Source organism: Bacillus sp. FSL W8-1143 (assembly GCF_037965155.1).
Classification (GTDB): Bacteria; Bacillota; Bacilli; order Bacillales; family Bacillaceae; genus Bacillus; species Bacillus pumilus.
Genome location: NZ_CP150182.1, coordinates 3,347,838 through 3,374,347, shown reverse-complemented (window position 1 = coordinate 3,374,347; position 26,510 = coordinate 3,347,838). Strand labels below are relative to the sequence as shown.

Annotated in this window: 30 protein-coding genes; 28 read left to right on the top strand and 2 right to left on the bottom strand. The window is 40.2% G+C overall.

All coding sequences use genetic code 11. The annotated features are described in order from the left end of the window. Window positions 1-202 precede the first annotated feature (202 nt). The 9 genes from NSQ36_RS17315 to pyrG all read left to right on the top strand — a co-directional run bounded on the left by NSQ36_RS17315 (window position 203) and on the right by pyrG (window position 7,772). Window positions 203-394 (top strand): hypothetical protein, encoded by a 192-nt coding sequence (locus NSQ36_RS17315; protein ID WP_310425428.1) that lies wholly within the window; start codon window positions 203-205, stop codon window positions 392-394. A gap of 1,051 nt (window positions 395-1,445) precedes the next feature. Next, complete coding sequence (locus tag NSQ36_RS17310) at window positions 1,446-1,736, top strand: uberolysin/carnocyclin family circular bacteriocin (protein WP_025093875.1); 291 nt, start codon at window positions 1,446-1,448, stop codon at window positions 1,734-1,736. Window positions 1,737-1,885: 149 nt separating this feature from the next. Next, window positions 1,886-2,065 carry a hypothetical protein gene (locus NSQ36_RS17305; protein ID WP_310425431.1) on the top strand — a complete coding sequence of 60 codons (180 nt, stop codon included), beginning with the start codon at window positions 1,886-1,888 and terminating at the stop codon, window positions 2,063-2,065. A 695-nt stretch (window positions 2,066-2,760) separates the two neighbouring features. Next, window positions 2,761-3,207: a hypothetical protein gene (locus NSQ36_RS17300; RefSeq protein ID WP_339206223.1), complete on the top strand. Its 447-nt coding sequence runs from the start codon at window positions 2,761-2,763 to the stop codon at window positions 3,205-3,207. 13 nt (window positions 3,208-3,220) lie between these two features. Beyond that, window positions 3,221-3,754, top strand: coding sequence for a stage II sporulation protein M (locus tag NSQ36_RS17295; protein ID WP_310425435.1), 534 nt, complete (start codon window positions 3,221-3,223; stop codon window positions 3,752-3,754). Window positions 3,755-3,784: 30 nt separating this feature from the next. Beyond that, a complete protein-coding gene (locus NSQ36_RS17290) occupies window positions 3,785-4,399 on the top strand; it encodes an ATP-binding cassette domain-containing protein (protein ID WP_335365250.1) in 615 nt (204 codons plus the stop codon). After that, entirely contained in the window at window positions 4,378-4,881 is a 504-nt protein-coding gene (locus NSQ36_RS17285; protein WP_310425439.1) for a hypothetical protein, read from the top strand. The genes NSQ36_RS17290 and NSQ36_RS17285 overlap by 22 nt, the downstream gene beginning before the upstream one ends. 505 nt (window positions 4,882-5,386) lie before the next feature. Then, window positions 5,387-5,926, top strand: coding sequence for a DNA-directed RNA polymerase subunit delta (rpoE, locus tag NSQ36_RS17280; RefSeq protein ID WP_003214586.1), 540 nt, complete (start codon window positions 5,387-5,389; stop codon window positions 5,924-5,926). 238 nt (window positions 5,927-6,164) lie between these two features. Further along, on the top strand, window positions 6,165-7,772 hold the full coding sequence (gene pyrG, locus NSQ36_RS17275; RefSeq protein WP_003215143.1) for a CTP synthase (glutamine hydrolyzing): 1,608 nt from the start codon (window positions 6,165-6,167) through the stop codon (window positions 7,770-7,772). 42 nt (window positions 7,773-7,814) lie between these two features. Here pyrG and NSQ36_RS17270 read toward each other — a convergent pair whose 3' ends face one another. Next, entirely contained in the window at window positions 7,815-8,345 is a 531-nt protein-coding gene (locus NSQ36_RS17270; protein WP_050944447.1) for a DUF2529 domain-containing protein, read from the bottom strand. 180 nt (window positions 8,346-8,525) lie between these two features. On the opposite strand from NSQ36_RS17270, the gene NSQ36_RS17265 reads away from it, so the two are divergent. The 10 genes from NSQ36_RS17265 to NSQ36_RS17220 all read left to right on the top strand — a co-directional run bounded on the left by NSQ36_RS17265 (window position 8,526) and on the right by NSQ36_RS17220 (window position 18,917). Then, window positions 8,526-8,900, top strand: coding sequence for a response regulator (locus NSQ36_RS17265; RefSeq protein ID WP_003214681.1), 375 nt, complete (start codon window positions 8,526-8,528; stop codon window positions 8,898-8,900). A 178-nt stretch (window positions 8,901-9,078) separates the two neighbouring features. After that, window positions 9,079-9,936: a class II fructose-bisphosphate aldolase gene (locus NSQ36_RS17260; protein ID WP_003214879.1), complete on the top strand. Its 858-nt coding sequence runs from the start codon at window positions 9,079-9,081 to the stop codon at window positions 9,934-9,936. 112 nt (window positions 9,937-10,048) lie between these two features. Continuing rightward, window positions 10,049-10,687 carry a fructose-6-phosphate aldolase gene (fsa, locus tag NSQ36_RS17255; protein WP_003215343.1) on the top strand — a complete coding sequence of 213 codons (639 nt, stop codon included), beginning with the start codon at window positions 10,049-10,051 and terminating at the stop codon, window positions 10,685-10,687. 247 nt (window positions 10,688-10,934) lie between these two features. Continuing rightward, window positions 10,935-12,224 (top strand): UDP-N-acetylglucosamine 1-carboxyvinyltransferase, encoded by a 1,290-nt coding sequence (locus NSQ36_RS17250; protein ID WP_003214820.1) that lies wholly within the window; start codon window positions 10,935-10,937, stop codon window positions 12,222-12,224. 32 nt (window positions 12,225-12,256) lie between these two features. Continuing rightward, the gene (glpX, locus tag NSQ36_RS17245; RefSeq protein WP_003214904.1) at window positions 12,257-13,222 is read left to right on the top strand and encodes a class II fructose-bisphosphatase; all 966 of its coding nucleotides are present in this window, start codon (window positions 12,257-12,259) and stop codon (window positions 13,220-13,222) included. Window positions 13,223-13,587: 365 nt separating this feature from the next. Continuing rightward, window positions 13,588-14,871, top strand: coding sequence for a transcription termination factor Rho (rho, locus tag NSQ36_RS17240; RefSeq protein ID WP_003215202.1), 1,284 nt, complete (start codon window positions 13,588-13,590; stop codon window positions 14,869-14,871). Between the two features lie 130 nt (window positions 14,872-15,001). Next, window positions 15,002-15,202 carry a 50S ribosomal protein L31 gene (rpmE, locus tag NSQ36_RS17235; protein ID WP_003215407.1) on the top strand — a complete coding sequence of 67 codons (201 nt, stop codon included), beginning with the start codon at window positions 15,002-15,004 and terminating at the stop codon, window positions 15,200-15,202. A gap of 87 nt (window positions 15,203-15,289) precedes the next feature. Next, a complete protein-coding gene (locus NSQ36_RS17230; protein ID WP_003214626.1) occupies window positions 15,290-15,892 on the top strand; it encodes a thymidine kinase in 603 nt (200 codons plus the stop codon). A gap of 279 nt (window positions 15,893-16,171) precedes the next feature. Further along, the gene (malS, locus tag NSQ36_RS17225) at window positions 16,172-17,872 is read left to right on the top strand and encodes an oxaloacetate-decarboxylating malate dehydrogenase (RefSeq protein WP_003215037.1); all 1,701 of its coding nucleotides are present in this window, start codon (window positions 16,172-16,174) and stop codon (window positions 17,870-17,872) included. An 88-nt stretch (window positions 17,873-17,960) separates the two neighbouring features. Next, window positions 17,961-18,917 carry an AEC family transporter gene (locus NSQ36_RS17220; RefSeq protein ID WP_003214757.1) on the top strand — a complete coding sequence of 319 codons (957 nt, stop codon included), beginning with the start codon at window positions 17,961-17,963 and terminating at the stop codon, window positions 18,915-18,917. 35 nt (window positions 18,918-18,952) lie between these two features. On the opposite strand, the gene racA is transcribed toward NSQ36_RS17220, so the two are convergent. Then, window positions 18,953-19,501 carry a chromosome-anchoring protein RacA gene (racA, locus tag NSQ36_RS17215; protein WP_310025664.1) on the bottom strand — a complete coding sequence of 183 codons (549 nt, stop codon included), beginning with the start codon at window positions 19,499-19,501 and terminating at the stop codon, window positions 18,953-18,955. 210 nt (window positions 19,502-19,711) lie between these two features. Between racA and prfA the strand changes: the two genes are divergently transcribed. From prfA to rpiB, 9 genes are all read left to right on the top strand, one after another. After that, window positions 19,712-20,779, top strand: a complete 1,068-nt coding sequence (gene prfA / locus NSQ36_RS17210) for a peptide chain release factor 1 (protein ID WP_050944445.1) — start codon at window positions 19,712-19,714, stop codon at window positions 20,777-20,779. Beyond that, entirely contained in the window at window positions 20,769-21,653 is an 885-nt protein-coding gene (gene prmC / locus NSQ36_RS17205) for a peptide chain release factor N(5)-glutamine methyltransferase (protein WP_339206218.1), read from the top strand. The genes prfA and prmC overlap by 11 nt, the downstream gene beginning before the upstream one ends. Before the next feature lie 142 nt (window positions 21,654-21,795). Further along, on the top strand, window positions 21,796-22,275 hold the full coding sequence (locus tag NSQ36_RS17200; protein ID WP_003214608.1) for a hypothetical protein: 480 nt from the start codon (window positions 21,796-21,798) through the stop codon (window positions 22,273-22,275). 118 nt (window positions 22,276-22,393) lie between these two features. After that, on the top strand, window positions 22,394-23,050 hold the full coding sequence (spoIIR, locus tag NSQ36_RS17195; RefSeq protein WP_339206217.1) for a stage II sporulation protein R: 657 nt from the start codon (window positions 22,394-22,396) through the stop codon (window positions 23,048-23,050). Window positions 23,051-23,113: 63 nt separating this feature from the next. After that, on the top strand, window positions 23,114-23,557 hold the full coding sequence (locus tag NSQ36_RS17190) for a general stress acyl- n-acyltransferase (protein WP_339206215.1): 444 nt from the start codon (window positions 23,114-23,116) through the stop codon (window positions 23,555-23,557). A gap of 161 nt (window positions 23,558-23,718) precedes the next feature. Further along, complete coding sequence (locus NSQ36_RS17185) at window positions 23,719-24,771, top strand: L-threonylcarbamoyladenylate synthase (protein WP_339206213.1); 1,053 nt, start codon at window positions 23,719-23,721, stop codon at window positions 24,769-24,771. Window positions 24,772-24,831: 60 nt separating this feature from the next. Continuing rightward, complete coding sequence (locus tag NSQ36_RS17180) at window positions 24,832-25,386, top strand: manganese efflux pump MntP family protein (RefSeq protein WP_137054279.1); 555 nt, start codon at window positions 24,832-24,834, stop codon at window positions 25,384-25,386. 63 nt (window positions 25,387-25,449) lie between these two features. Next, entirely contained in the window at window positions 25,450-25,908 is a 459-nt protein-coding gene (locus tag NSQ36_RS17175; RefSeq protein WP_284907427.1) for a low molecular weight protein arginine phosphatase, read from the top strand. Window positions 25,909-26,048: 140 nt separating this feature from the next. Further along, window positions 26,049-26,498 carry a ribose 5-phosphate isomerase B gene (rpiB, locus tag NSQ36_RS17170; RefSeq protein WP_003214714.1) on the top strand — a complete coding sequence of 150 codons (450 nt, stop codon included), beginning with the start codon at window positions 26,049-26,051 and terminating at the stop codon, window positions 26,496-26,498. The last annotated feature ends 12 nt before the right edge of the window (window positions 26,499-26,510 follow it).

Here is a 26,510-nt window from a genome sequence, read left to right as displayed (position 1 = left end):
TGTAACTGATGAAGTAGTGAGTATTGGTACATGTGAATTGGCAATATACCTACTAAAGAATTAGACCTCAAGAATAATATAGCGATAACCCACATACAAGGTAATAGTCAGGTTTTCCTGAATTTAAGATGATTTCCAGTATTGAGCCATATTATATTAGCCTTATGTTAAAATTGAGAAAATAAAAATATGGGAGGTTATTATGACCACAACTACTACTATTTTAGCGATTGTAACTTTGGTGATATGGATCATGGTTTCCACAGAACTTTCGAAGTCTTCTAAGAAAGATCAAAATGAAAAAGAAAATAGCCGTAGAAAATTAATTGTTTTAATGTTTGCAGGCATTATATTGACCATAGCAATAGTCATTTCATTAATTCAGAAACTCTAGCTTTAAAATAAACGAAAAAAGTGTATCGTTATGAAAGCTGTTTGAAAATTATATAAAAAAGTTCATCTCATTCACTAATGTGTTTAAACTTTGCAGAATTGTCACAGTTCAGCCTCATTTCTAACGTGTTGGTTATGATTCTTCCTACATAAATAAGCAATTCTTTTTTTGCCCGAATAGCTGAATCTTCTAAAGAAAATACAGAAAAATGAATATACAGAGGATTAATGCAAAAAGCAGCCATTATTTTTCATCATACGTTCAAGGATTTGAATAAAGGGTATCTATTTTGATATCAAACCGAAGTCGAGACAACTCAATATGAGTATCTCGATTTTTTTTGGAATTGAGGAAATTGATTCAATTTGACTAGGTAATTTAATCCATTTTCTTCTTTTTTCACTTCAATTAGTAGGGACTTATGTTGTGTTTTAGAAAATAGTATATTTATCACATTTTCTAAATGTTACAATTTTTCAAAAGCTATGATAGGAACTGAAATGTATAAAGATACCTGATATATTTCCAAAAATGAATCACTTTTTCATACAGATACGGTTCTTCGCTCCTTAGGGTCAATGTGTATAACTGTACTTCCCATTCATCACTTCACTTGAATTCAAAATAAAATCAACTCTTTTTTCACATCCATCATGATTATTCAGTTAATTTTTGAACTTGGGCTCTGTCAACGGATGAACTCCGATTGTTCAAGAATATTTCAGTAATAATTGAAGGACTACAACGAGCATCTCTCAAAAAAATTCATCATGAAAGTTTACCTGCCTCTAAAAAAAGCACTGAAGATTTGAAACGAATTGAATTTTGATAGTGTTTATCAGAAATTCTGACTAGATTTGAATGAATCAGAGCATTTTATGCTATTACATAAGTGCCCAGTAAAAATGGAAAATGAACGTAAATCCTGATAAAAACTGATTACAAATACCGTTAATTAAATAAATATTACAAATTTTCCAAAAAAATATTGAAATGTAATTTACTTCTTGCTAGACTAAAGAAGTAGTAAATAATCGAAGGAGGTCATATTATGACGAAAGCAACAGATTCTAAGTTTTATGCTTTATTATCGCTATCACTTCTTGCGGTAACATTAGTAGCTTTAGTGATTGGTAATGGTTCTTTGATTGCAGCAAATCTAGGTGTTAGTACTGCAACTGCGGCAACAGTAGTTAATTTCTTAGATACTTGGTCCTCAGTAGCGACAGTCATTACAATCGTTGGTGTTTTCACTGGCGTAGGCACAATTAGTTCAGGTGTAGCTGCTACTATTTTGGCTATCCTTAAGAAACAAGGAAAAGCGAAAGCTGCTGCTTTTTAAACTAAAAAAAAATCATCTCAATCTTTAATTGAGATGATTTTTTTTCCAAAAGTCAGGTGAAATGGCGCTGATAGACAATGATTTGAAAACTAATTTAACGTTTTATGCCCATGTGGCTTGTAATAAAACATTAATTAGGAGGAAATTTCATGATGAAAGCAAATAAACTTGGCTCATTCTCACTATTGTTATTTGCAGTTACAATGGCATCTTTATTCGTTGGAGATGGTTCTTTGATAGCAGCCAATCTATGTGTTATTACTGTGGCTGCCGCTGCGATTATGGTTGTACATAAAAAACAAGGAGAAGTGAAAGCTGCTGCTTTTTAAGATGACTTATGCATAAAACTAATAAACTATTTAAAATATATGATCAAAGTATAATGGGGTACCTCAATTATATTGGGATGGTTCTTTTTTCTTTCATTGTGATGGGAGCGTTGATTTTATATCGGAGTGAGATTCCCGGCACTTACCTAAACAGCTTTGTTTTTATTTCAATATACATTGTAGCTACAGCTAATATTAATCGTTGTGTATTACCGTATAGAAGACAGCAGCCAGGCTTGGTCTTTGTCTCTAAACAATTGTTGTTGAAACATTTATTCTTTACGATTAAAAAAGGATATTCAGTTCAATTACTTTTGGCTTGTTTCATTGCTTTAACCTTTTTGTTAGTAGAAAATCAATATTTCATTATCATACTAGCACTTATTGTCGTGCTGCTTTCTTTTGCATCTCAATTATTGTCGGGTCTATTCAATATCATAAACAGAATACTTCTTTTGTTGCAATTTTGGTATATCATAACGTCCACTTTTGAAGCAGTTATGATACTGCAAATAGTACAGTTTCTTCTTATTTACATTTACATAAGTAATTCTCATAGGATACCTTTGACAACTGGACTTTCCTTCCTAAAAAGTGCGAATAAGCAATATAGGTCTGGAAATATTCTGTGTTTATTTTTGTCTTATATCGCTAGTAATAAAATATTAATCATTTTAATAGGCGCCTTAGTATCAGTGATTACTTATTTCGCCCAATCCTTTTTAACGAAAATAGAAAATCTACCTGCGCTCATTTTAGTCTATATAAACTTTATTACGATCTTAGAAATCTTAATAGGGTCGAAAAAGGAAGAGATTGTACTTGATAGGGCAAGAATCGAGACGTTGCAATCCTCTTTGATTGTGAGTCCGTACGAGAGGTTTAAATCCAGTACGATTTATTTACTATGTCTCGTACTGATTTTTGTAAGTATGTGTGGAATAGTCGGAGTAATGATCAACACGTCTGATATCTCAATCATTCTTAAAAATACGTTATCGCTGCCTTTAATCATCTTTATTGGGGTCGTATATTTCAGAAAAACAGAACTATTAATCAACGATTATGAACATAAGTTATTGAAGCTGTCCTTGCCAATTTTATTACTCATATGCATTACAATTTTCACGATTACTTCATGAAAAGAGGAGGAAAATGATACATAAAAGATTGAAGTATTTTCTGTGGTACTACTCTATCTACTGTATATTGCTGATAGGTACAGGGATTTATCTAGGGAATATAGTCAACAAAGATTTATTTGAAGCCGCACCACCAACTTCGGGTCAGGAATTTATGTCTGTAGTCCTGACACATAACTTAACGAACTTTGCGATGTATTTACTGGGGTTCTTGTTGTCACCGTTATTTCAAATAATGGATTTTGGAGGTTCGTCCTTCGTCATTACGATGGGTTTTAGAACGCTAGGAGCACAAGAAGCTTTAGGTAAACTAATTCCTCATGGGCTATTAGAATTTCCAAATATGTTGTTTTATCAAGGAATCAGCCAGTATGTGCTTTTCACACTAATTTATACGAAATCAATTAAAGCTGCTTTAGGTGTCATGAAAAAAATGATTCCTTATTATCTACTATCGTTAGTCATCCTAATAATAGCTGCTTTTATTGAAGGGTATGATTCTTTATTATTTTCTATCATGATGATCAATAATAGATGGTTTTATTGAAGACTCTATACGACAGAGAAGGGGATTCAAGTGGGATTAGAATTTGTAGAATGTACGAAGAAGTTCAGAAACAATACCATACTAGATAAAGTGAATTTTTCAATTCCAACAGGTCTCTTTCATTTAGTGGGGAGAAATGGTGCAGGTAAAAGCACTCTCCTTAAAATGATAGCTGGTTTAGATAAGAGGTACTCTGGAGATATTGAGGCAAACAAAGAATCGACTCTTTATTTAAATGTGGATCCTATTGGCATTCACCCATTTACAATTAGAGAAAACCTAGAGATTCTGTGGAATACGTTTAAAATTGTGCCGACTGAAGAACAGATGGGGAAAGTGAATGATTTTTTTGATGGTAACCTAGATGGTTCGTATAGCAGAGCATCTACGGGTATGAAAGCAAAGGTAGGATTATCTTTATTATTCGTGAAAGATTGGGAAACCATACTAATTGATGAAACCATGTCATCTCTAGATTCAGAGAGTATAGAGATGCTATCTGAGAGGCTAGTGAATCTCTCTATTAAAAAAATTTCAACCATCATATATGTTTCCCATAGCATGGTGAATAAACGATTAAACGATCATTCAAGCATTGTGAGTATAGGGGATGGGAGGCTATTATGGAACAACGTCCAAGAATAACATCACTGATATCATTGGTCATTTTTATTCTGGCCAATTATTATTTCGTTACTTTTGCTATTGAGTTGAATGGCTACATTTCGCAACTAGATGATTTAAGAGCTTTGTTAGAGGATATGTCCTATGAAACGATGCTGAATCTAATTGTTGTCATTACAACAATTCTAACCACCATCAGCCTATTAGTTCAGTATCTCATCGCAAAATTCCTATTAATCATCTTTACTCCAGAGGTTAAGGGTCATTTGTTTTATGCTCTAATTCCTAAGATCATCATTATGTTTATTAATGTAATATGTATGGGGATCTTGCAAATACAAAGCTTATGGCTGTACCTTTTCACTGCACTCATAGGAGCAGTGTTGATCTTGTTCTTTTTTCAATACAAAAAAGCGAACTGGAAAGCATCGATTCTCTTTGCAGCACCATTTATTATAGATGCTTTCATTTCCTTAGGAAAAGAAATAGTCGCTGTACTGTAATGAATAATAAATAGAGCATGAATTTTCAAGTGAAACAAAGCTTGCGAAAAGAAGTAACGGTATTCGCATAAAAGTGAATTCAAAGTTATTTGAGAAAAAAGGTTTTATACAATTTTTCATTATAGGTACACGTAAACTGAACCTGTTGACGTGTGCCTTTTTATACGCTTTATAAAAAATGGACAATCACTTCATTCGAATGATAGCCAAAATTTATTCATTCACCATTGCTGCCTCTAATTGTTCCCATTTTTTCGTTTGGAATGAATAAAACGGTTTACAAAATGCATGCCGGACACAAAAGCTAGACCCATTTCACCTAAATGATGAACCATTAGGTGAGCCCCTTGAGAAAAAATCAAAAATTAACATGATTAAAGGTGGCATAAACTCCCCTAATTTGTTTATAATGAGAGGTATGGTTTGTCGTAAAAATAAGGGATAAACACTTATTATTTCACTGATAAATGGATACATACATGTAATAGAAAGGGAGTGTCTGACCTTGAGTTTGAAAGAATACTCACAGGAACAGCTCAAGCACATGTCTTTAGTTGAACTTGCTTATGAAATTTTCAGAGACAGCAAAACACCGATTACGTTTTCCGAGTTAATAGATGAAATGGTCCGTTTACAAGGAATACAAAAATCTGATCTTGATGATCGCCTTGCTCAATTTTATACAGACTTAAATATAGATGGCCGCTTTATTTCGTTAGGTGATCAGAGATGGGGACTTCGCAGCTGGTATCCAGTTGATCAAATCGAAGAAGAAGTTCAGCCAGCTGTGAAAACAAAAGCGAAAAAGAAAAAAACAAAAGCAGCTGTCGTTGAAGAAGACTTCGATGAAATTGAAGAGGAAGAGGAAATCGAAGAGCTTGAAGAAGACCTTGATCTTGTTGAAGACGACGATGATCTCGACCTAGACGATGATGAGGAAATTGAGGAAGATATAGAAGAATTCGACGAAGATGATGACGAAGATGATGACGGCTTAACAGAAATTGACGAAGACGATTTAGACGATAAAGAGGAAGAGAAATAACCCTCATAAACCGGTCCTCAAAACAGGACAAAACCGTCTTGACTTTCGAGAGCGAACTATGTAGTATGTATTTTGGGCTCTCTAAAAAGAGTACGTAAAGATACGTTCATTTACGCTCCCTTTCATTTATTTGAAAGGGAGCTTTCTTATTTTTCAAGAGATTTAGGGATACACTCTAAAAAGGATGAAGCTGTGCATGTCTAGTCATGCAAGGGTAAAAAAGAGAGGAGCATACGAAATGACAAAGTATATTTTTGTAACAGGAGGAGTTGTTTCCTCACTTGGAAAAGGGATCACGGCTGCCTCGTTAGGCCGCCTTCTGAAAAATAGAGGGATGGATGTCACCATTCAAAAATTCGATCCATATATCAACGTAGACCCAGGGACGATGAGTCCATATCAGCACGGTGAGGTTTTCGTCACAGATGACGGTGCTGAAACAGACCTTGATTTAGGTCACTATGAGCGCTTCATTGATATTAACTTAAATAAGTACAGCAACGTCACAACAGGTAAAATCTACTCTACTGTTCTGAAGAAAGAGCGCCGCGGTGACTATTTAGGCGGAACTGTACAGGTTATTCCCCATATTACAAATGAAATTAAAGATCGCGTGTACCGTGCCGGAAAAGAAACAGGTGCAGATGTGGTCATCACAGAAATCGGCGGAACAGTAGGAGACATCGAATCTCTTCCTTTCCTTGAAGCGATTCGCCAAATGAAGAGTGACATTGGCCGTGAAAACGTCATGTACATTCATTGTACCCTTGTTCCTTACATCAGAGCAGCAGGTGAACTGAAAACAAAACCAACACAGCATAGTGTAAAAGAACTTCGCAGCCTTGGTATTCAGCCAAACGTTATTGTGGTCAGAACTGAAATGCCAATGACCCAGGACATGAAGGACAAAATTGCGTTATTCTGTGATATTGATACAAAAGCTGTTATCGAATGTCAGGATGCAGACACGCTGTACTCTATTCCGCTTGATTTACAAAAACAAGGACTAGACAAGCTTGTATGTGAACATATGAAACTTGATTGCCAAGATGCAGACATGACGGAGTGGACAGCGCTAGTCGATAAAGTGCAAAACCTCTCAAAACAAGTCACAATTGGTCTAGTAGGAAAATATGTTGAATTGCAAGATGCATACATTTCTGTCGTTGAATCACTTCGCCATGCTGGTTATGCATTTGATGCAGACGTTCAAATCAAATGGATCAATGCAGAAGAAGTGACAGCAGAAAATATGGCTGATTTCGCGCAAGATGTAGACGGCATCATCGTTCCTGGAGGCTTCGGAGACCGCGGAGTGGAAGGGAAAATTATTGCTACACAATATGCCCGTGAAAACAAAGTGCCATTCTTCGGAATTTGCTTAGGAATGCAAGTTGCGTCAATCGAATATGCACGAAACGTACTAGGCCTTGAAGGAGCTCATTCAGCGGAAATTGATCCTGAAACAGCATTCCCAATTATTGACCTTCTTCCAGAACAGAAGGATGTAGATGATTTAGGCGGAACACTTCGTCTTGGTCTGTATCCATGTAAATTAAATGAAGACTCCAAAGCATTTGCTGCATACAACGATGAAGTGGTCTACGAACGCCACCGCCATCGCTATGAGTTTAATAATGAATTCAGACAGCAAATGGAAGCTGCAGGGTTTGTCTTCTCTGGTACAAGCCCAGACGGACGTCTTGTTGAAATTATCGAGCTGAAGGATCATCCTTGGTTCCTTGCTTCTCAATTCCACCCAGAATTCGTCTCAAGACCGACAAGACCTCAGCCATTATTTAGAGATTTCGTTGGTGCTTCACTGCAAGCATCTGAATCAAAATAAAACAAAAAAACTGCCGAGAATATCATCTTCTCGGCAGTTTTTTTATTCATATTCCTCAACGATTTCTTTCACAGTAAACGATAGAGCGTGGTAGACGTATAAGCATGTCATTAAAGCAGGATAACCGAACCTTGTTCCGTCATCAGCAGGCACAAGCGGTTTCTTGAGCTGAAAATCAATATGGACATCACAAAGCTCTTCAATCATGGACGGCTCCTTTTGTGCCGGCCCGACACCAACAACGGGCGTCCCTTGCGCATGCAGTTCTTTTACAAGAGATTGAATCTCCTCGTCTTCTGGGTCTGAATAAAATAGCAGCACTCTATCGCTTGGATGAAGCAAGCTGCGCTCCATTTGATCAAGCGGCAGCACTTTCGCACCTGGAAATGGCTCCTTGCTTTCAGTTGCCTCTAGGGCTACAGCAGCCAGTTCATTCTTCCCGTGAAAATAAACAGCATGTCCACTGACAATGGCTTGTGCAAGAAGGCGTGCACCATCCTCGATCGCTTCAGCCTGCTTTTCTCCAATACGTGAAAAAATACCTGATAACTGGGTCGTGAAAATTTTTAACAAGACTGATTTCCTCCTTCGGTCAGATCATTTTATAATAGAATATAAAGAGAATATTAGGAAAAATGCTCAGAAAATGTCGTAAAGTAAACTATTATAAATAAAGGAAATGTGAAAATCAAACAGAATTATTTAACAACAGCTCTTTTTATGGCGAAAAATGAAAGCAATGGGGTGTAACAGATGAATGAGAAAATTTTAATTGTCGATGATCAATATGGTATTAGAATATTATTGAATGAAGTGTTTCATAAAGAAGGCTATCAAACCTTCCAAGCAGCCAATGGACTTCAGGCGTTAGATATTGTGAAAAATCATAGACCAAATCTTGTGCTGCTTGATATGAAGATTCCCGGAATGGATGGAATTGAAATTTTAAAACGCATGAAATTAATTGATGAAGACATCCGTGTCATCATTATGACAGCCTATGGCGAATTAGACATGATCCAAGAATCCAAAGAACTCGGCGCTTTGACGCACTTTGCGAAACCTTTTGATATTGATGAGATCCGAGATGCTGTCAAAGAATACTTACCGCTCGAAACAAACGGTTAGATGGAAATGATTGAATCGAGTCATTCTGTTGCCGATTTGTCGAATAATTGGTATCCTAGATAAGAAGAAGAAAGCGATCTGACTTTGAAAGTTTACATATGGCGAGAAATTCTGGTCATGCTAGGGTGGAGAGCTTTTTTTAGTAAGCAAATTAGCTACATAGGGAGGATTTTTCATCATGCCTTTAGTTTCAATGACAGAAATGTTGAAAGACGCAAAGGAAAAAGGTTACGCTGTTGGACAGTTTAACTTAAATAATTTAGAATTCACGCAAGCGATTTTACAAGCTGCTGAAGAAGAGAAATCTCCAGTTATCTTAGGAGTATCTGAAGGAGCAGGACGCTACATGGGCGGCTTCAAAACAGTTGTCGCAATGGTTAAAGCGTTAATCGAAGAATATAATGTAACAGTTCCTGTTGCGATTCATTTAGATCACGGTTCAAGCTTTGAATCTTGTGCAAAAGCAATCCATGCAGGATTTACTTCTGTCATGATCGACGCTTCTCACCATCCATTCGATGAGAACGTAGCAACAACTGCAAAAGTAGTTGAGCTTGCACATTTCCACGGTGTATCTGTAGAAGCTGAGCTTGGAACTGTTGGCGGACAAGAAGACGACGTCATCGCTGAGGGCGTTATTTATGCTGATCCAAAAGAGTGCCAAGAGCTTGTAGAACGCACTGGTATTGACTGCCTTGCACCTGCATTAGGTTCAGTACATGGTCCATACAAAGGTGAACCAAACCTTGGTTTCACTGAAATGGAAGAAATTGGTAAAATGACAGGTCTTCCACTTGTTCTTCATGGCGGAACAGGTATCCCAACTGCTGACATCAAGCGCTCAATTTCACTTGGTACAGCTAAAATCAATGTAAACACTGAAAACCAAATTGCTTCTGCGAAAGCAGTACGCGAAACACTTGCTGCAAAAACAGAAGAGTATGATCCACGTAAATATCTTGGACCAGCTCGTGACGCAATTAAAGCGACTGTTATCGGCAAAATGCGTGAATTTGGTTCTTCTAACCAAGCATAATTTGATGAGAACCGAAAGCCGCCTGAGTCACAGGCGGTTTTCTCCATATCTTGAGAAAGCGCAATCAAAATTTACATTTCAGACAATTTATTGATAGGAGAGTGGCACGGTTATGTTATTTTTCGTAGATACAGCGAATATCGCAGACATCAAAGAGGCGCACGAGCTTGGCATTTTAGCAGGCGTCACAACAAACCCTAGTTTAGTAGCGAAAGAAAAGGACGTATCATTCCACGACCGTCTTCGCGAAATCACTGACGTGGTATCAGGTTCTGTCAGTGCGGAAGTCATTTCCCTCAAAGCAGAAGAAATGATTGAAGAAGGAAAAGAGCTTGCTGCCATCGCACCAAATATCACGGTTAAAATTCCAATGACAACAGATGGTCTTAAAGCTGTCAAAGCGTTAACAGACCTTGGAATCAAAACAAACGTTACTTTGATTTTTAGTGCAAACCAGGCACTTCTTGCAGCTAGAGCTGGTGCGACGTATGTCTCTCCATTCCTCGGCCGCTTAGATGACATTGGCCAAAATGGTCTCGATCTCATCAGCGAAGTGAAAACCATTTTTGATGTTCATGGCTTAGATACACAAATCATTGCTGCATCCATTCGTCATCCGCAGCACGTGACAGAAGCTGCACTTAGAGGTGCTCATATCGGCACAATGCCGCTGAAAGTCATCAAGCAGCTGACGAAACACCCATTAACGGATGCGGGCATTGAGCAATTTTTAGCAGACTGGAATAAATAAGTGATTGTGGCAGGCGGGATTGTCTCCTGTTTGCCGCAGTTTTCCTTAAAAACGCTAAGAAATGTTTTGTGCAAAGAAGAGAACATCACAGCCTCGCAAAGCTTCGATTATTTTTCTTCCGACAAATTTCGTTTAACCTGTATTCTTTCTCTTGATATTGGCTAAATTTTGGACAAGACCTTTTAAAGCGCGACATCCACAAACAGTATAACTCCAACAGTGATCTTCTTTAAGAAGGGAGACAAATATGGAAAAGTTAAACATTGCCGGCGGTGACCCCTTACGCGGGACCGTACATATTAGTGGTGCGAAAAATAGTGCAGTGGCACTGATTCCTGCCACGATTCTCGCTGATTCTCCAGTAACGATTGAGGGCCTTCCGCATATTTCAGATATTGACACATTACGAGATCTGTTAGAAGAGATTGGCGGAAAGGTCACTTTTGAAAAAGGTGAAATGGTTGTCAATCCTGCTTCCATGATCAGTATGCCTCTTCCTAATGGGAAAGTGAAGAAACTGCGTGCGTCTTATTATTTAATGGGCGCTATGCTGGGAAGATTCAAGCAGGCTGTCATTGGGCTGCCAGGAGGGTGCCACTTAGGACCTAGGCCGATCGATCAGCATATCAAAGGCTTTGAAGCACTCGGAGCCGAGGTGACAAACGAGCAGGGTGCCATTTATTTGCGCGCTGAAAAATTAGTCGGAGCCCGTATTTACCTTGATGTGGTCAGTGTAGGTGCGACCATCAATATCATGCTGGCAGCCGTACTGGCTGAAGGAAAAACGGTCATTGAAAATGCCGCAAAAGAACCCGAAATTATTGATGTAGCGACACTGCTTGCAAGCATGGGAGCCAAAATCAAAGGTGCGGGTACTGATGTGATTCGAATCGAAGGTGTAGAATCTCTTCATGGCTGTAAGCATTCCATCATCCCTGACCGTATAGAAGCAGGCACATTTTTAATTGCTGGTGCTGCGATGGGAGATGAAGTTGTACTTGATAATGTGATCCCAACTCATTTAGAATCAATTACGGCGAAACTTAGAGAGATGGGGTTCACCATTGAAACGAGCAACGATCAAATGCTGATCGTTGGCAGAAACGAAGGACTCAAGCCTGTCGATATCAAAACCCTTGTGTATCCGGGCTTTCCGACGGACCTTCAGCAGCCGATGACGGCGCTGTTAACAAAGGCGAAAGGCACGAGTGTGGTCACAGATACGATCTACTCAGCCCGCTTTAAGCACATTGACGAATTGCGTCGAATGGGTGCAAACATGAAGGTCGAAGGAAGATCTGCCATTATCACTGGACAAACGCAGCTTCAAGGAGCAAAGGTGAAAGCAAGTGACCTGCGTGCAGGTGCTTGTCTCGTCGTTGCAGGGCTAATGGCAGACGGTGTGACCGAAATCACAGGGCTTGAACATATAGACAGAGGATATAGTTTGCTTGAGAAGAAGCTTGAAGGCTTGGGTGCAACCATCTGGCGTGAAAAGCTGAGTGACCAAGAAATAGAAGAACTTCAAAATTCATAAGGCTTTGACTGTGAGAGGAGATTTGGACAAAAATGGAAAGAAGTTTATCGATGGAACTAGTACGGGTGACAGAAGCAGCCGCATTAAAATCTGCTCGTTGGATGGGAAGAGGATTAAAAGACGAAGCGGATGATGCTGCAACAAGTGCAATGCGTGATGTATTTGATACCATTCCGATGAAAGGAACAGTGGTCATTGGCGAGGGGGAAATGGACGAAGCACCAATGCTTTATATTGGGGAAAAGCTTGGGAACGGATACGGACCTCGCGTGGATGTAGCTGTTGATCCATTAGAAGGAACAAATATTGTGGCAAGTGGCGGCTGGAATGCCTTAGCTGTTATTGCAGTTGCAGATCATGGCAACTTGCTGAATGCACCTGATATGTACATGGATAAGATCGCAGTAGGTCCAGAAGCGGTAGGCTGCATCGACATTGAAGCGCCTGTCATTGACAATCTTCGCGCTGTAGCAAAAGCAAAAAACAAAGATATTGAAGATGTGGTTGCAACGATTTTAAACAGAGATCGACATGAGAAAATCATTGCTGAACTGAGAGAAGCAGGAGCAAGAATCAAACTGATCGATGATGGTGACGTTGCAGGAGCCATTAATACAGCATTTGATCATACAGGTGTTGATATTCTATTTGGTTCAGGCGGAGCGCCCGAAGGTGTCCTTTCTGCTGTTGCGTTAAAGGCACTTGGTGGTGAAATCCACGGAAGGCTTCTTCCTCAAAGTGAAGAAGAACTAAGACGCTGTGAGAAAATGGGGCTAGATGTTGGCAAAGTCCTAAGAATGGAAGACCTCGTGAAAGGCGACGACGCCATTTTTGCAGCGACTGGTGTAACAGACGGTGAGCTATTAAAAGGTGTTCAATTCAAAGGCTCTGTTGGAACAACACATAGCGTTGTTATGCGTGCGAAATCAGGTACAGTTCGTTTCGTAGACGGCAGACATAGCTTAAAGAAAAAACCGAATCTTGTCATTCGTCCGTAATCTGAAAGCGGGTATTCATTACCCGCTTTTCATATAGGTGTCAAATGTATATCATTTTCTTTTTAAAGTTGAATATTCTCTGCAAATGAGGTAAAACTAAAGAGTGCTGCGAAATTTTCTGCGAATTTACTTCTTTTAAGCTTCAACAAGTTTAAATACTGCCGCATCATGACGATATACTCATTATCCTTCTCTATGTTGACAAAGCTCGAGTTCACATTGTTCCTATCTTTACGATAAAACGAGTGGGAGCGTTACCATGAGAGCGAGGTCATTCCAACAAAAACGGAATTAAAAGCTAATCAAATACAATGGTCATGCATTTGTAATGAAAATACATTGACTAGAAAAGTGTGGTGTCCATATTGAAAGATGTTTCGATTTCATCTTTGGAAAATATGAAATTAAAAGAGCTGTATGAACTAGCAAAAAAGTACAAAATCTCTTATTACAGCAAACTAACAAAAAAAGAATTAATCTTTGCCATCTTAAAGGCGAACGCTGAGCAAGAGGATCTCTTATTTATGGAAGGGGTTCTTGAAATTATTCAGTCTGAGGGATTTGGTTTCTTAAGACCAATTAACTACTCCCCAAGTTCTGAAGACATTTATATTTCAGCTTCACAAATCAGACGCTTTGATTTACGAAACGGAGATAAGGTGTCTGGAAAGGTACGACCTCCAAAAGAGAATGAACGCTACTATGGCCTCCTTCATGTCGAAGCGGTAAATGGGGACGACCCAGAATCAGCTAAGGAACGTGTTCACTTTCCTGCACTCACGCCGCTATTCCCTGATCGTCAAATGATTCTTGAAACACAGCCTAATCACCTGTCTACTAGAATTATGGATATGATGGCGCCAGTTGGGTTTGGGCAGCGTGGTTTAATTGTTGCACCGCCTAAGGCTGGGAAAACCATTTTGCTCAAAGAAATTGCCAACAGCATTTCTGAAAATCATCCAGAGTCAGAGCTGATTGTCCTTTTAATTGACGAACGCCCAGAGGAAGTAACAGATATCGAACGTTCTGTTGCAGGGGATGTTGTTAGTTCAACCTTTGACGAAGTACCGGAAAACCACATTAAAGTAGCAGAGCTTGTATTAGAGCGTGCCATGCGTCTTGTCGAACATAAGAAAGATGTCATCATCTTAATGGACAGCATCACAAGGCTTGCTCGTGCGTACAACCTTGTCATCCCGCCAAGCGGCCGAACGCTTTCCGGCGGTATTGATCCAGCGGCTTTCCACCGTCCAAAACGCTTCTTTGGTGCTGCGCGTAACATTGAAGAAGGCGGAAGCTTGACGATTTTAGCCACTGCGCTCGTTGATACGGGATCACGTATGGATGATGTGATTTATGAGGAATTTAAGGGAACGGGGAACATGGAGCTTCATTTGGACCGCTCTCTTGCAGAAAGAAGAATTTTCCCAGCAATCGACATTCGTCGTTCTGGTACGAGAAAAGAAGAACTGCTTGTACCAAAAGAGCATCTTGATCGTTTATGGGCGATGAGAAAATCGATGTCAGATACACCTGACTTTGCTGAGAAGTTCATGCGCAAAATGAGAAAAACAAAGACAAACCAAGAATTTTTCGATATTTTAACGCAAGAATGGAAACAAGCGAACATGTCTGCATCAAGAAGATAGCTTGTTGAAAAAATACATTTGCAATCATAGACTCACACTGTTATAATTTCATCATGTGCGTTTCAGATTTTATTCTGAGATATTAACTCTGTTTCCGAATTGGATTCAGGGCGGAAGGAGATGACAGTAGATGAAAACAGGAATTCATCCTAACTACAAAAAAGCTACAGTCAAATGCGCTTGTGGAAATGAGTTTGAAACTGGATCAGTAAAAGAAGAGGTACGCATCGAGATTTGCTCTGAGTGCCATCCTTTCTATACAGGCCGTCAAAAATTCGCTTCTGCTGATGGACGTGTTGACCGCTTTAACAAAAAATACGGTCTTAAGTAATAATAGATACAATAAACAGGCAGGAATCCGTTCTTGCCTGTTTTTTTACGTGGATTGATGGAACTTTAAAACGGGGGAGAAGACCTTATGTATGTGATGAAACAAAGCGGTTGGCTTGAAGTCATCTGCGGAAGTATGTTTTCTGGAAAGTCGGAAGAATTGATTCGGAGAGCCAAAAGGGCCACCTTTGCCAAACAAGAAGTAAAAATATTCAAACCAGCGATTGATAACCGATATAGTACAAGCTCAGTTGTTTCACATAACGGTTCATCGGTCGATGGGATTGCAGTAGCCTCACCAAAAGACATAATAACGCACATATCAGAAAGAACCGATGTCATTGGCATAGATGAGGTGCAATTTTTTGATGAGACAATCATTGACATTGTCACTCAATTGGCTGATAAAGGTTACCGAGTCATTGTTGCAGGCCTTGATCAAGACTTCAGAGGAGAGCCATTTGGTGTTGTTCCGCATTTAATGGCATGTGCAGAGCTTGTAACAAAACTTCAAGCAGTTTGTTCGGTATGCGGCTCCCCAGCGAGTAGAACACAACGCTTGATCGACGGTAAACCCGCATCCTATGATGATCCCATTATTTTAGTAGGTGCGCAGGAATCATACGAAGCACGATGCAGACATCACCATGAAGTACCAAGACTTGACGTTGGTACAACACTTGACAATTAAAAAAATAGCAAATGCCGCTGTGTTTCGTTTTTTGAGATTTTGGCTGAACACCCATCATTTGTACTTAAATAAATTAAATAACGCTACGAAAAAATTATCTAATTTTCAACGCTTGCGTTTTAGTATAAGCAGGCATAAAATGACTAACTGTAGTGTAAAGCATTTTAACGAAAAGTTCGATTTCTTGTCATAATTTTTTTGATTAAGGATTATTCTCCTTAATCGTTCTTTAAATTAATAGTTCACTTTATTTATATTTTAGAAAGAGGGTAGTTTTTGATGAACAACGTGAAGAAAACAAAAGAAGGGTACCTCGAAACCACTTTGACAGGTAAAGATGTATTATCGATTCCAACGTTGAACAAAGGCGTTGCTTTTTCTGAAGAAGAAAGACAAGAGCTTGGACTAGAAGGCTTACTTCCTCCAACTGTTCTCACTTTAGAACAACAAGCGGAGAGAGCGTACAAGCAATTCCTAGCACAGCCAGATCGTCTTCGTCAAAACGTATACTTAAGTGATTTGCAAAACCGTAACGAAGTATTGTTCTATAAGCTTATATCAGACAAGCTTCGTGAAATGCTTCCTGTTGTGTACACACCAACTGTTGGTGAAGCGATTCAAGAATACAGCCATGAATACAGAAGACCTCATGGTGTCTATCTTTCAATCGAGAACATTGACGGCATTGAGAAAGCCTTTGAAAACTTACATGCAACAGCAGGAGATATCGACCTTATCGTAGCAACTGACTCTGAGAGCATTCTTGGAATTGGTGACTGGGGTGTTGGTGGTATCAACATCGCAATTGGTAAATTAGCTGTTTACACGGCTGCTGCAGGTATTGATCCAAGCCGCGTGATTCCAGTCGTATTAGATGTTGGAACAAACAATGAAAAATTATTGAATGATCCATTATACATCGGAAACCATCACAAACGTGTACAAGGTGAAAAATACGAAGAATTCATTGATGCATATGTAAAAGCAGCGCTTAAATTCTTCCCGAAAGCATTGCTTCACTGGGAAGACCTTGGAAACAAAAACGCGCGTAACATCATGAAAAAATACAATGATAACATCTTAACATTCAATGATGATATTCAAGGTACTGGTGCCATTACTTTAGCGGGTGTTCTTGCAGCTGTCAAGAAAACTGGTACTCAATTGAAAGATCACCGTGTGATGATCTTCGGAGCTGGATCAGCTGGAATCGGAATCGCAGATCAAATGCGTGACACAATGGTTCTTGAGGGTCTAAGTGAAGAAGAAGCAAACAATGCTTTCTGGACTTTAGACTACAGAGGATTACTGACAGATCAATTCGAAGATGAAGTGTTTGATTTCCAAAAACCATACCTTCGTTCTTCTGATGAAGTAGAAGGCTGGGCACGTGATGAAAAAGGGCAAATCTCATTTGCTGAAACTGTTCGCAGGGTGAAGCCAACGATTCTAATTGGTACATCAGGTCAAGGCGGTGCATTCACTGAAGAAATCATTAAAGAAATCGCAGCACATACAGAGCGTCCAGTGATCATGCCAATGTCTAACCCAACACCACTTGCGGAAGCTGTTCCAGAAGATCTATTCAAATGGACAGACGGCCGTGCACTTGTTGCAACAGGAAGCCCGTTCGAAAACGTTGAGTATAACGGAATTGAACATGAAATTGGACAATCAAACAATGCGTTCGTTTTCCCTGGACTTGGTCTTGGCTCAATCGTAACGGAATCAAAAATCATCACAAAAGGCATGTTCGTTGCTTCTGCAGATGCGATTGCTGAAATGGTTGATCATGATAAACCAGGTGCTGGTCTACTTCCAAGCATTGATAAATTGCAAGAAGTTTCTATCAAAGTGGCCATTGAAGTGGCAAAAGCAGCAATTAAAGATGGTGTCGCAAGAAGAACGCCTGACGACATCGAACAAGCTGTGAAAGATGCAATGTGGATTCCTGAATATAAAAAAATTGTAAGAGCATAATAAATTGTGTAACGCGGCATTGTTTAGGGTAATTTAAACAATGCCGCAATAAATAGAAACTTGTAAGGATTTAAGGAGGAAGAGTAAGGTGGACTTTTTAAATATTTTGATCCTCCTAGCACCGATTTTTTTCGTTATCGCGCTGGGTTGGTTCGCAGGACACTTCGGTAGCTATGACGCTAAATCTGCAAAAGGTGTAAGTACACTTGTGACAAAGTATGCTTTGCCAGCGCACTTTATCGCCAGCATTCTGTCAACACCAAAAGATAAATTCTATAGTCAAATTCCATTTTTCGTTGCATTGATTTTAGGAATCGTAGGTTTTTATATCATTATCCTTCTTGTTACGAAATTTGCTTTTAAATACGATTTAACAAATTCATCTATTTTCTCGTTAAACTCAGCTCAACCGACCTTTGCATTTATGGGGATTCCAGTCCTAGGCAGTTTATTTGGGGCTCAAGAAGTTGCAATTCCGATTGCAATTACCGGAATAGTTGTAAATGCAATGCTTGATCCAATTGCGATTATTGTGTCAACTGTCGGTGAAAAAACAAAAGGAAAAGCCAAAGACGGCGAAAGTTTCCTTAAAATGACGACGAAGGCTATTTTGCACGGTTTATCAGAGCCGCTTGCACTTGCACCACTAGCAAGTATCATTCTTGTTCTTTTAGGATTTAAACTTCCTGAAATTGGACATGAAATGCTAGAGGAAATTGGAAGTGTTACGTCAGGGGTTGCGCTATTTGCAGTCGGTGTCACTGTTGGTATCCGTAAAATTAAATTAAGCCTACCAGCATTCAGTATCGCATTGCTAAAAGTAGCTGTACAACCATTGCTTATGTATTTTATCGCCATTTTCATGGGTCTTTCGGCTGATGAAATTACAAAAGCTGTATTACTTGTTGCCTTCCCAGGTTCAGCTGTTGCAGCCATGATCGCAACCCGATTTGAAAAACAAGAAGCAGAAACTGCATCCGCATTTGTGATCAGTGCAATCATGTCATTAATTTCATTACCGATCATTATTGCACTTACCTCATAATAAAGTAGAAAGGCTGCCTCATGAGGCAGCCTTTCTTAGCGAAATGAATGAAACAGAGGGAAGAGCGCACGCTTTTTTTTGATGTCAGTGTGCGTGATTTCCTTTTTTTCTTCTATTTGAGAGGGTTGTTTCAAGCTCGCAGCAAGACGCTCAAGTTTAGTGGTGAGATCTTCAATTTCTCTACGGTGCTGGAGCAGCTGATAGGATACACCTTCATCTGCTTTTTTAGCCAGTTTCCGTTCGAGTTCTTGCAGTCGTTTTTCTACACCAGTGCTGTGCAATTGCTGCTGAATGAGCTGATTCACCTGCTTTTCCAATGCTTCGATCCGTTTTGTGGAGGCATCAGTTTCTGCAGCAGGCGATAACTGTTGAACGGTTTCCGTGTGGATTGGCAGTCGAATGTCTTGAAGGATCACACCCTCACTCATTTGGTGTTTGACTTCTTTGAGAAGCTGTACAATATCTTCATGAAATTCATAATGTCCAAGTTCATTCCGGGCGACAGGGATGTTGAGCTGTTTAACCCAACGCTGAATCGTTTTTGAAGAAACGCCAATTTCTTTTGCAACCTCATTTGTATTCAAACCAAATGCCCTCCCTTTTTTCAATTATAAGTACCATTCTCTTCAAGTAGGAACTGTTCCTTCACGTTAGACAAAACAAGTAACCAATCGCCAAAGATCGTGTTTTCTAGCGGAAAATTGCAGAAAATCAATTGTTTTGGAAATTTTTTTGACTGTCATACCCCGCTATACTATAATTAGACTGTTACGCACAAAACAGAGGTGAAGACCATGTTAGACCGTTTAAAATCAATTGAAGAACGCTATGAAAAGCTAAATGAATATTTAAGTGACCCTGAAGTGGTGAACGACCCTAAGAAGCTTCGTGAATATTCGAAGGAACAATCTGATATTCAAGAAACTGTTGAGGTATATAGACAATATCGTGCGGCATACGACCAGTTGAGCGAAGCGAAAGCAATGCTGGAAGAAAAGCTGGATGCCGAGATGCGCGACATGGTCAAAGAAGAAATTTCAGAGCTCACAGAGGAAACGGAACGTTTAGAAGACGAGCTGAAAATCTTGCTGATCCCGAAAGATCCGAATGACAACAAAAACGTTATTGTGGAGGTTCGTGGTGCAGCAGGAGGAGAAGAGGCCGCGCTTTTTGCTGGAAACCTTTACCGTATGTACAGCCGTTATGCTGAAATGCAGGGCTGGAAAACAGAAGTAATGGAAGCGAATGTGACTGGAACTGGCGGTTATAAAGAGATTATCTTTATGATTAGCGGGAAAGGCGCATATTCTAAACTAAAGTTTGAAAACGGTGCACACCGCGTGCAGCGTGTTCCGGAAACGGAATCAGGCGGACGGATTCATACATCAACAGCGACAGTTGCTGTCTTGCCCGAGGCCGAAGAAGTTGAAATTGATATCCACGAAAAAGACATCCGTGTAGATACTTTCACATCAAGCGGACCTGGCGGACAAAGTGTTAACACAACCATGTCTGCTGTTCGATTAACTCACCTTCCAACAGGCGTGGTTGTTTCCTGTCAGGATGAGAAATCACAAATCAAAAACAAAGAAAAAGCCATGAAAGTATTACGTGCGAGAATTTATGATAAATTCCAGCGTGAAGCACAGGCTGAATATGATCAAACGCGTAAATCTGCTGTTGGAACAGGGGATCGTTCAGAGCGTATCCGTACGTACAACTTCCCACAAAACCGTGTAACAGACCACCGCATCGGATTAACGATTCAAAAGCTTGATCAAATTTTAGAAGGAAAACTTGACGAGGTCATAGATGCATTAATTATGGAAGACCAAGCAAGAAAGCTTCAAAATGCAAAATAATCAGCGTACCAACTTTGAAGCCCTTAAATGGGCTTCTTCTTTGTTAACGGAAGCCGGTAGAGACCAAAACGCAGCAGAGCTCCTTTTGTTGCATGTACTGGACTTAAGCAGAAGTGAACTTCTTGCACGTTTTCATGATCAGCTGCCAGAGGAGCAAGATCGGTTATTCAGCGAGTTTGTCACGCAGCACAAGAAAGGGGTGCCTGTTCAGCATCTAACAGGTATTGAATTTTTTTACGGCCGTCCCTTCGAGGTGAACAAACATGTTCTCATTCCTCGCCCTGAAACGGAAGAGGTTGTTTTGGCGGCACTGAATTTGATGAGTGACATCTTCCAGCACGATCAGCCGCTCAAAGCAGTAGACGTTGGCACCGGAAGCGGGGCAATTGCGATTACGCTCGCTCTTGAAAAAGAAACACTATCTGTCACAGCAACGGATATTTCACATGAAGCACTTGCGGTAGCAAAGCGGAATCAGCAAGCGCTAGGTGCAGACGTCCATTTTTTACAAGGGGACTTACTCGAACCTATCAAGGATCAGGGCATCAAAGTGGATCTGTTTATTTCCAATCCACCTTATATTGCGGCAGAAGAAATGGACAGCTTGTCAGAGGTGGTTACGAAGCATGAGCCAGTAAATGCGCTGACAGATGGACGTGATGGTCTGTGGTTTTATAAGCGTCTCATTCGTGATCTTCACCATGTACTTCATAAGCAGGCGGTCGTTGTCTTTGAAATTGGACATACGCAAGGGCAAGATGTAAAAGCACTTCTCTTGCAGTCATTTCCCGCGGCAGATGTCCGCATCGTCAAGGATATTAACGGGAAAGACCGAGCTGTTTGCGCACACATTCAAAACGGAAAGTCCGGCTGAATAAAGTCGGACTATTTTATTATGTAAAGATGAAACTTATGGTAAAAGAGAAACGTATATATAGAAGAATGAACATTCTGATCATGATTTTTTTACATAAATTTGTTTTGAAGGAGCGAATGGTGTGAACAGAAGGTATGCGATGGTGTTGGTCATCGTCAGTGTACTATTAATTGTGAGTGCTTGTGGCAAACCGAGCTTTAAAAAAGAAGCAGCAGCATTTGGAGAAAGCTATAAAAAAGCACAATACACAGTGAATCGAACAGATGACCTAACTGACATGAAGGAGAAGCTGAAGTCTTATTTAACCGAGCATGAATATCAAGAATATACACAAGACAGCATGTTCCCGAGCGTGTTAGAAGCAGCAAAGGATCAAGATTGTCAAATTAAGCTGAAGAAAATTACGTTTACGCCTTCAGATGAAAGCGATGACAGAATTGAATTTAACTATGAAATGATGATTCAATTTATTAATCAGAACGGAAAAGTCAAAAAAGAAATCAAGAAAAAAGGAGCAATGACTGTCATCAAAACAGATGCAGGGTTAAAAATCAGCCGAGATTGGGATGGAAGACTGTACCCTTCCGATTACCAATCCTCACTCCAAAGCCGTTCTTAATGGAACGGTTTTTTTCATTTGACTTATAATCTATTAAAAAAATCATTTTTTCTGTTTATGAGATGGGTTTCCTGGACACAATGTTTGTAGCGAAGAGAAAAAGTGGGGGGAACACATCATGTTTAAAAGTAAAATGATGATTTGTCTTTATATGTTTCTATTATTATGCGGTGCTTTTGCAAACCTTGGCAGAGAGGAGACAGCGGCTGCTTCTGCAAATCAGCCTGTTGTGATACCAGAGGAAGCCATTCGATTACGCATTTTAGCAAATAGTGATCGTTCAGCAGATCAGGATGTGAAAAGAAGCATTCGAGACGAAGTCAATGCCAATATGACAGAATGGGTCAAAGACCTTACATCCATTGAAGAAGCAAGACGTGTGATTCGGTCCAAGCTGCCAGAAATCAATCGCATTGCCAAAGCGAAATTGAAGGAGCAGCACATTGATCAATCCGTATCAGTCAGTTTTCAAAAAGCCTCATTTCCAACAAAGCTCTATGGAAATTTCGTCTATCCTGCAGGGAAATATGAAGCCATTTTAATTACGCTTGGAGAAGGGGATGGAGCCAATTGGTGGTGTGTGTTATTCCCGCCGCTCTGCTTTATCGATTTTTCAAATGGAGAAGCTATCGTATCGCCAGAGGGGGATGAGGATTCCGAAGTGACAGCACAGCAAACAGATGAGTCTGTGAATGAAGTGGTCAAAGAAGAGAAAGAAGAGAAGGGTGAAGTGAAATTCTTTTTATTCGAATGGGTCTCTAGTCTTTTCTCCTAAAAAAGGTATAAATCTGTTTTTGCCTCATAGAGTTGAAGTAAGAGATCAAAAAGAGGTGAAAGCATGTTTTATCAATTAAGAATAGCCACAGAAGAAGATGCCCCAGCGATCAATGCTTTTCTTGAAAAAGGACAAGCGAAAGGCGGCGTCACGCTTGCAGAGCGTACGACATTTGTTGTCATGGAAAATGCAGAAGGTCAGCTGGCAGGGTGTTTAGGTCTTGAACAGCTTAGTGAACAAGAGGGCCTGCTGCGGTCTCTTGTCATATCAGATAAACTAGGTCAGGGACACATCGTATCTTTGTTCCAAAGTGTTCAAACGCTCGGAGGGAAAATAGGTGTGGATACGTTTTATGTCGTCACCAACCACTCCTCCTCACATGACTTTTTGGCATTGATGGGCTTCACGGCTTTAGAGGATATTCCAGAAAGCATGTGGGTATCTGCACATGCAAAAGAGATCTTAGCGAAAGAACAGGCAGTGGTTCTTCAAAAAAAATCCAGTTAATCACAATATATTGAACTTATACACATACTTATCCACCGTTAAACAAGCGTTATCCACAAATTGTGGACAACGCTTGTTTTATTGATCAGCATCTTTTATACTTTCAAAAGGATAATTGAGATATATCAACAGTTTTATCTTTTTTAAAAGGAGTTTGTATGATGTTAAATACAAGAAGGTGGTCTGTGGATTTAGAAAAGAATTTATCCACATACTATCCACAAATTGAACAGGCAGCGTTGTTATTGCAGCAAAACGAAGTGGTCGCTTTTCCGACAGAGACGGTGTATGGACTAGGGGCTAATGCGAAAGAGACAGAAGCTGTCATGAAAATATATGAAGCGAAAGGGCGTCCAAGTGATAATCCATTGATTGTCCACATTGCGGAAATTGAGCAGCTTCATGAATTTGCGCAAATAGAAAGCGAAAAAGCAAAGGCATTGATGGATGCCTTTTGGCCGGGTGCATTAACCATTGTTCTTCCGTGTAAGCCGGGCACTTTATCAAAGCAGGTCACGGCAGGTTTATCCACGGTCGGTGTGAGAATGCCTGACCATCCGATTGCGCTTGAGCTCATCCGAACGGCTGGCCTGCCGATTGCCGCACCAAGTGCCAACCGTTCAGGCAAACCATCACCAACACAAGCTGACCATGTAGCGAGTGATCTCGATGGAAGAATCGCTGGAATTGTCGATGGTGGTTCAACTGGTATTGGCGTTGAGTCAACGGTTGTATCCTGTGTCGACGAGATTCCAGTCATCCTAAGGCCGGGCGGGATTACAAAAGAAGCTTTAGAAGAGGTAGTAGGAACGGTTAGTATTGACCCAGGGCTGACAAAAAAGGACGAAGCGCCTGTATCGCCAGGGATGAAATACACACACTACGCCCCTGAAGCTAAGATGTATCTCTTTTTTGGAAGTGATGAAGAGATGCAGCGTCACATTCAAACATACCAGGCGGAAGGTTTCAAAGTTGGCGTGCTGACAACAGAAGAAAAGAAATCGTTGTTTGCGGCAGATGTTGTTTTCAGCTGTGGGTGGAGAGAAAAACCTGAAACGATAGCGGCGAACTTATATCGTGTACTAAGACAATTTGATGAGACAGATGTAGATGTCATTATTTCAGAATCCTTTTCAGAGCATGGGGTTGGTTCAGCAATTATGAACCGTCTGCAAAAAGCGGCAGGAGGGCGCACTCTCTCTTCATTCAAATAGTTCTAACCCTTCTTGGACAAACATAGGTTAAAGGAGAATGCGTGTCCAAGGGGGATTTACATGTACGAACTAGCTGGCGAATTGCTGACGCTCAGCATCATGGCTTTTGCACTGGGGATGGATGCTTTTTCGGTTGGACTTGGCATGGGAATGATTCAACTGAGGTTTTGCCAGATCATTTATATTGGACTTGTCATTGGGATATTTCATATGTTTATGCCGCTTTTTGGCATGCTAACAGGTCAGCTCCTATCAGGCTGGCTCGGTCTCCTTGCCACCTATATCGGCGGGGCGCTGCTTTTGGTGCTCGGGCTGCAAATGATCATTGCGTCTATTCGCAAAGAAGATAAACCATTTATCGCACCTGTTGGCGCTGGTCTTGTTCTTTTTGCAACAAGTGTCAGCTTAGATAGTTTTTCCGTTGGTTTAAGCCTCGGAATTTACGGTTCTCGCGTATGGATGACCATTTTATTGTTTGGTTTTTTTAGTATGATCCTCACATGGCTTGGATTATTACTCGGTAAACAGGTCCGTTCATGGGTGGGATCATATAGCGGAGCGCTTGGCGGAATCATTTTACTAGCCTTTGGTATCAAATTATTATTTCCGCTCTAGTCAGTCTCCTTACATAACATGTAGAATGAAATGCTATATAATAGAAGAAAAGGAGGGCGAAAGATGAAAATCTTATTTGTTTGTACGGGAAATACATGCAGAAGTCCGATGGCTCAAGCCCTTTTTGCTTCAATTGCACAAGAGAAAGGTTTAGAGGTCACTGTTAAATCAGCGGGCATTTTTGCCTCAGATGCTGGGAAGGCTTCTCCTCAAGCGGTCGAAGCACTATTTGAGAAAAGCATTCCACTGAATCACTCTTCAGCAAAACTGACAGAGGATCTTCTGCGAGCAGCTGATTACGTCTTCACCATGACCATGCAGCATAAACAGTTGATTGTGGAGCAATATGCACATGCAAAAGACAAGATTTTCACTCTAAAGGAATTCGCGACAGGGACAGAAGGCGATGTATCCGATCCATTTGGAGGAAGCCTGTCTGTTTATCAGGAAACACGTGATGAACTTGAAGCATTGCTCCAGCAGCTGGCTGAGAAATTGAAAAAGGATCAGACGTCCTCATAATGGACAACCTGTAAAACCGTTGCATCAACGGTTTTTCTGCTTTTGTTTGCAAATGACTAAGCAGAGGTTAAAATATAACTGTAAATAAAGAATAAATGTAAGGCATAACAGATCAACTCACCCTTAGGAGGAATTGCCCGATGAAAGTAGCTATTGCATCCGATCACGGCGGAACGAATATTCGTGAAGAAATCAAACAACTGATGGATGAATTGAAGATTGAATACATTGATATGGGTTGTGAATGTGGATCAGGTTCTGTAGACTACCCAGATTATGCTTTTCCTGTAGCTAACATGGTGGCAAACGGAGAAGTGGACCGCGGCATTTTAATTTGCGGGACAGGCATCGGTATGAGTATCTCAGCAAACAAAGTAAAAGGAATTCGCTGCGCGCTGGCACATGATACATTTAGTGCGAAAGCGACTAGAGAACATAATGATACAAACGTCCTTGCAATGGGAGAACGAGTCATTGGACCTGGATTAGCACGTGAGATTGCACACATTTGGCTGACAACAGAATTTACGGCAGGACGACATGCTGTACGGATTGGTAAGATCGCTGATTACGAAGAAAAGCACCTATAAGGAGCGCTTAAC

What these genes read in the sequence shown, in the direction of transcription:
- NSQ36_RS17200 (WP_003214608.1), top strand. Translation starts at nt 21,796, where the DNA reads ATGGTGTTGGTCATCGTCAGTGTACTATTAATTGTGAGTGCTTGTGGC.
- NSQ36_RS17295 (WP_310425435.1), top strand. Translation starts at nt 3,221, where the DNA reads ATGATACATAAAAGATTGAAGTATTTTCTGTGGTACTACTCTATCTAC.
- rpiB (WP_003214714.1), top strand. Translation starts at nt 26,049, where the DNA reads ATGAAAGTAGCTATTGCATCCGATCACGGCGGAACGAATATTCGTGAA.
- NSQ36_RS17265 (WP_003214681.1), top strand. Translation starts at nt 8,526, where the DNA reads ATGAATGAGAAAATTTTAATTGTCGATGATCAATATGGTATTAGAATA.
- prmC (WP_339206218.1), top strand. Translation starts at nt 20,769, where the DNA reads ATGCAAAATAATCAGCGTACCAACTTTGAAGCCCTTAAATGGGCTTCT.
- NSQ36_RS17285 (WP_310425439.1), top strand. Translation starts at nt 4,378, where the DNA reads ATGGAACAACGTCCAAGAATAACATCACTGATATCATTGGTCATTTTT.
- NSQ36_RS17250 (WP_003214820.1), top strand. Translation starts at nt 10,935, where the DNA reads ATGGAAAAGTTAAACATTGCCGGCGGTGACCCCTTACGCGGGACCGTA.
- NSQ36_RS17175 (WP_284907427.1), top strand. Translation starts at nt 25,450, where the DNA reads ATGAAAATCTTATTTGTTTGTACGGGAAATACATGCAGAAGTCCGATG.
- spoIIR (WP_339206217.1), top strand. Translation starts at nt 22,394, where the DNA reads ATGTTTAAAAGTAAAATGATGATTTGTCTTTATATGTTTCTATTATTA.
- fsa (WP_003215343.1), top strand. Translation starts at nt 10,049, where the DNA reads ATGTTATTTTTCGTAGATACAGCGAATATCGCAGACATCAAAGAGGCG.
- NSQ36_RS17260 (WP_003214879.1), top strand. Translation starts at nt 9,079, where the DNA reads ATGCCTTTAGTTTCAATGACAGAAATGTTGAAAGACGCAAAGGAAAAA.
- NSQ36_RS17310 (WP_025093875.1), top strand. Translation starts at nt 1,446, where the DNA reads ATGACGAAAGCAACAGATTCTAAGTTTTATGCTTTATTATCGCTATCA.
- NSQ36_RS17305 (WP_310425431.1), top strand. Translation starts at nt 1,886, where the DNA reads ATGATGAAAGCAAATAAACTTGGCTCATTCTCACTATTGTTATTTGCA.
- NSQ36_RS17185 (WP_339206213.1), top strand. Translation starts at nt 23,719, where the DNA reads ATGTTAAATACAAGAAGGTGGTCTGTGGATTTAGAAAAGAATTTATCC.
- rpmE (WP_003215407.1), top strand. Translation starts at nt 15,002, where the DNA reads ATGAAAACAGGAATTCATCCTAACTACAAAAAAGCTACAGTCAAATGC.
- prfA (WP_050944445.1), top strand. Translation starts at nt 19,712, where the DNA reads ATGTTAGACCGTTTAAAATCAATTGAAGAACGCTATGAAAAGCTAAAT.
- NSQ36_RS17230 (WP_003214626.1), top strand. Translation starts at nt 15,290, where the DNA reads ATGTATGTGATGAAACAAAGCGGTTGGCTTGAAGTCATCTGCGGAAGT.
- malS (WP_003215037.1), top strand. Translation starts at nt 16,172, where the DNA reads ATGAACAACGTGAAGAAAACAAAAGAAGGGTACCTCGAAACCACTTTG.
- glpX (WP_003214904.1), top strand. Translation starts at nt 12,257, where the DNA reads ATGGAAAGAAGTTTATCGATGGAACTAGTACGGGTGACAGAAGCAGCC.
- NSQ36_RS17180 (WP_137054279.1), top strand. Translation starts at nt 24,832, where the DNA reads ATGTACGAACTAGCTGGCGAATTGCTGACGCTCAGCATCATGGCTTTT.
- NSQ36_RS17190 (WP_339206215.1), top strand. Translation starts at nt 23,114, where the DNA reads ATGTTTTATCAATTAAGAATAGCCACAGAAGAAGATGCCCCAGCGATC.
- NSQ36_RS17315 (WP_310425428.1), top strand. Translation starts at nt 203, where the DNA reads ATGACCACAACTACTACTATTTTAGCGATTGTAACTTTGGTGATATGG.
- pyrG (WP_003215143.1), top strand. Translation starts at nt 6,165, where the DNA reads ATGACAAAGTATATTTTTGTAACAGGAGGAGTTGTTTCCTCACTTGGA.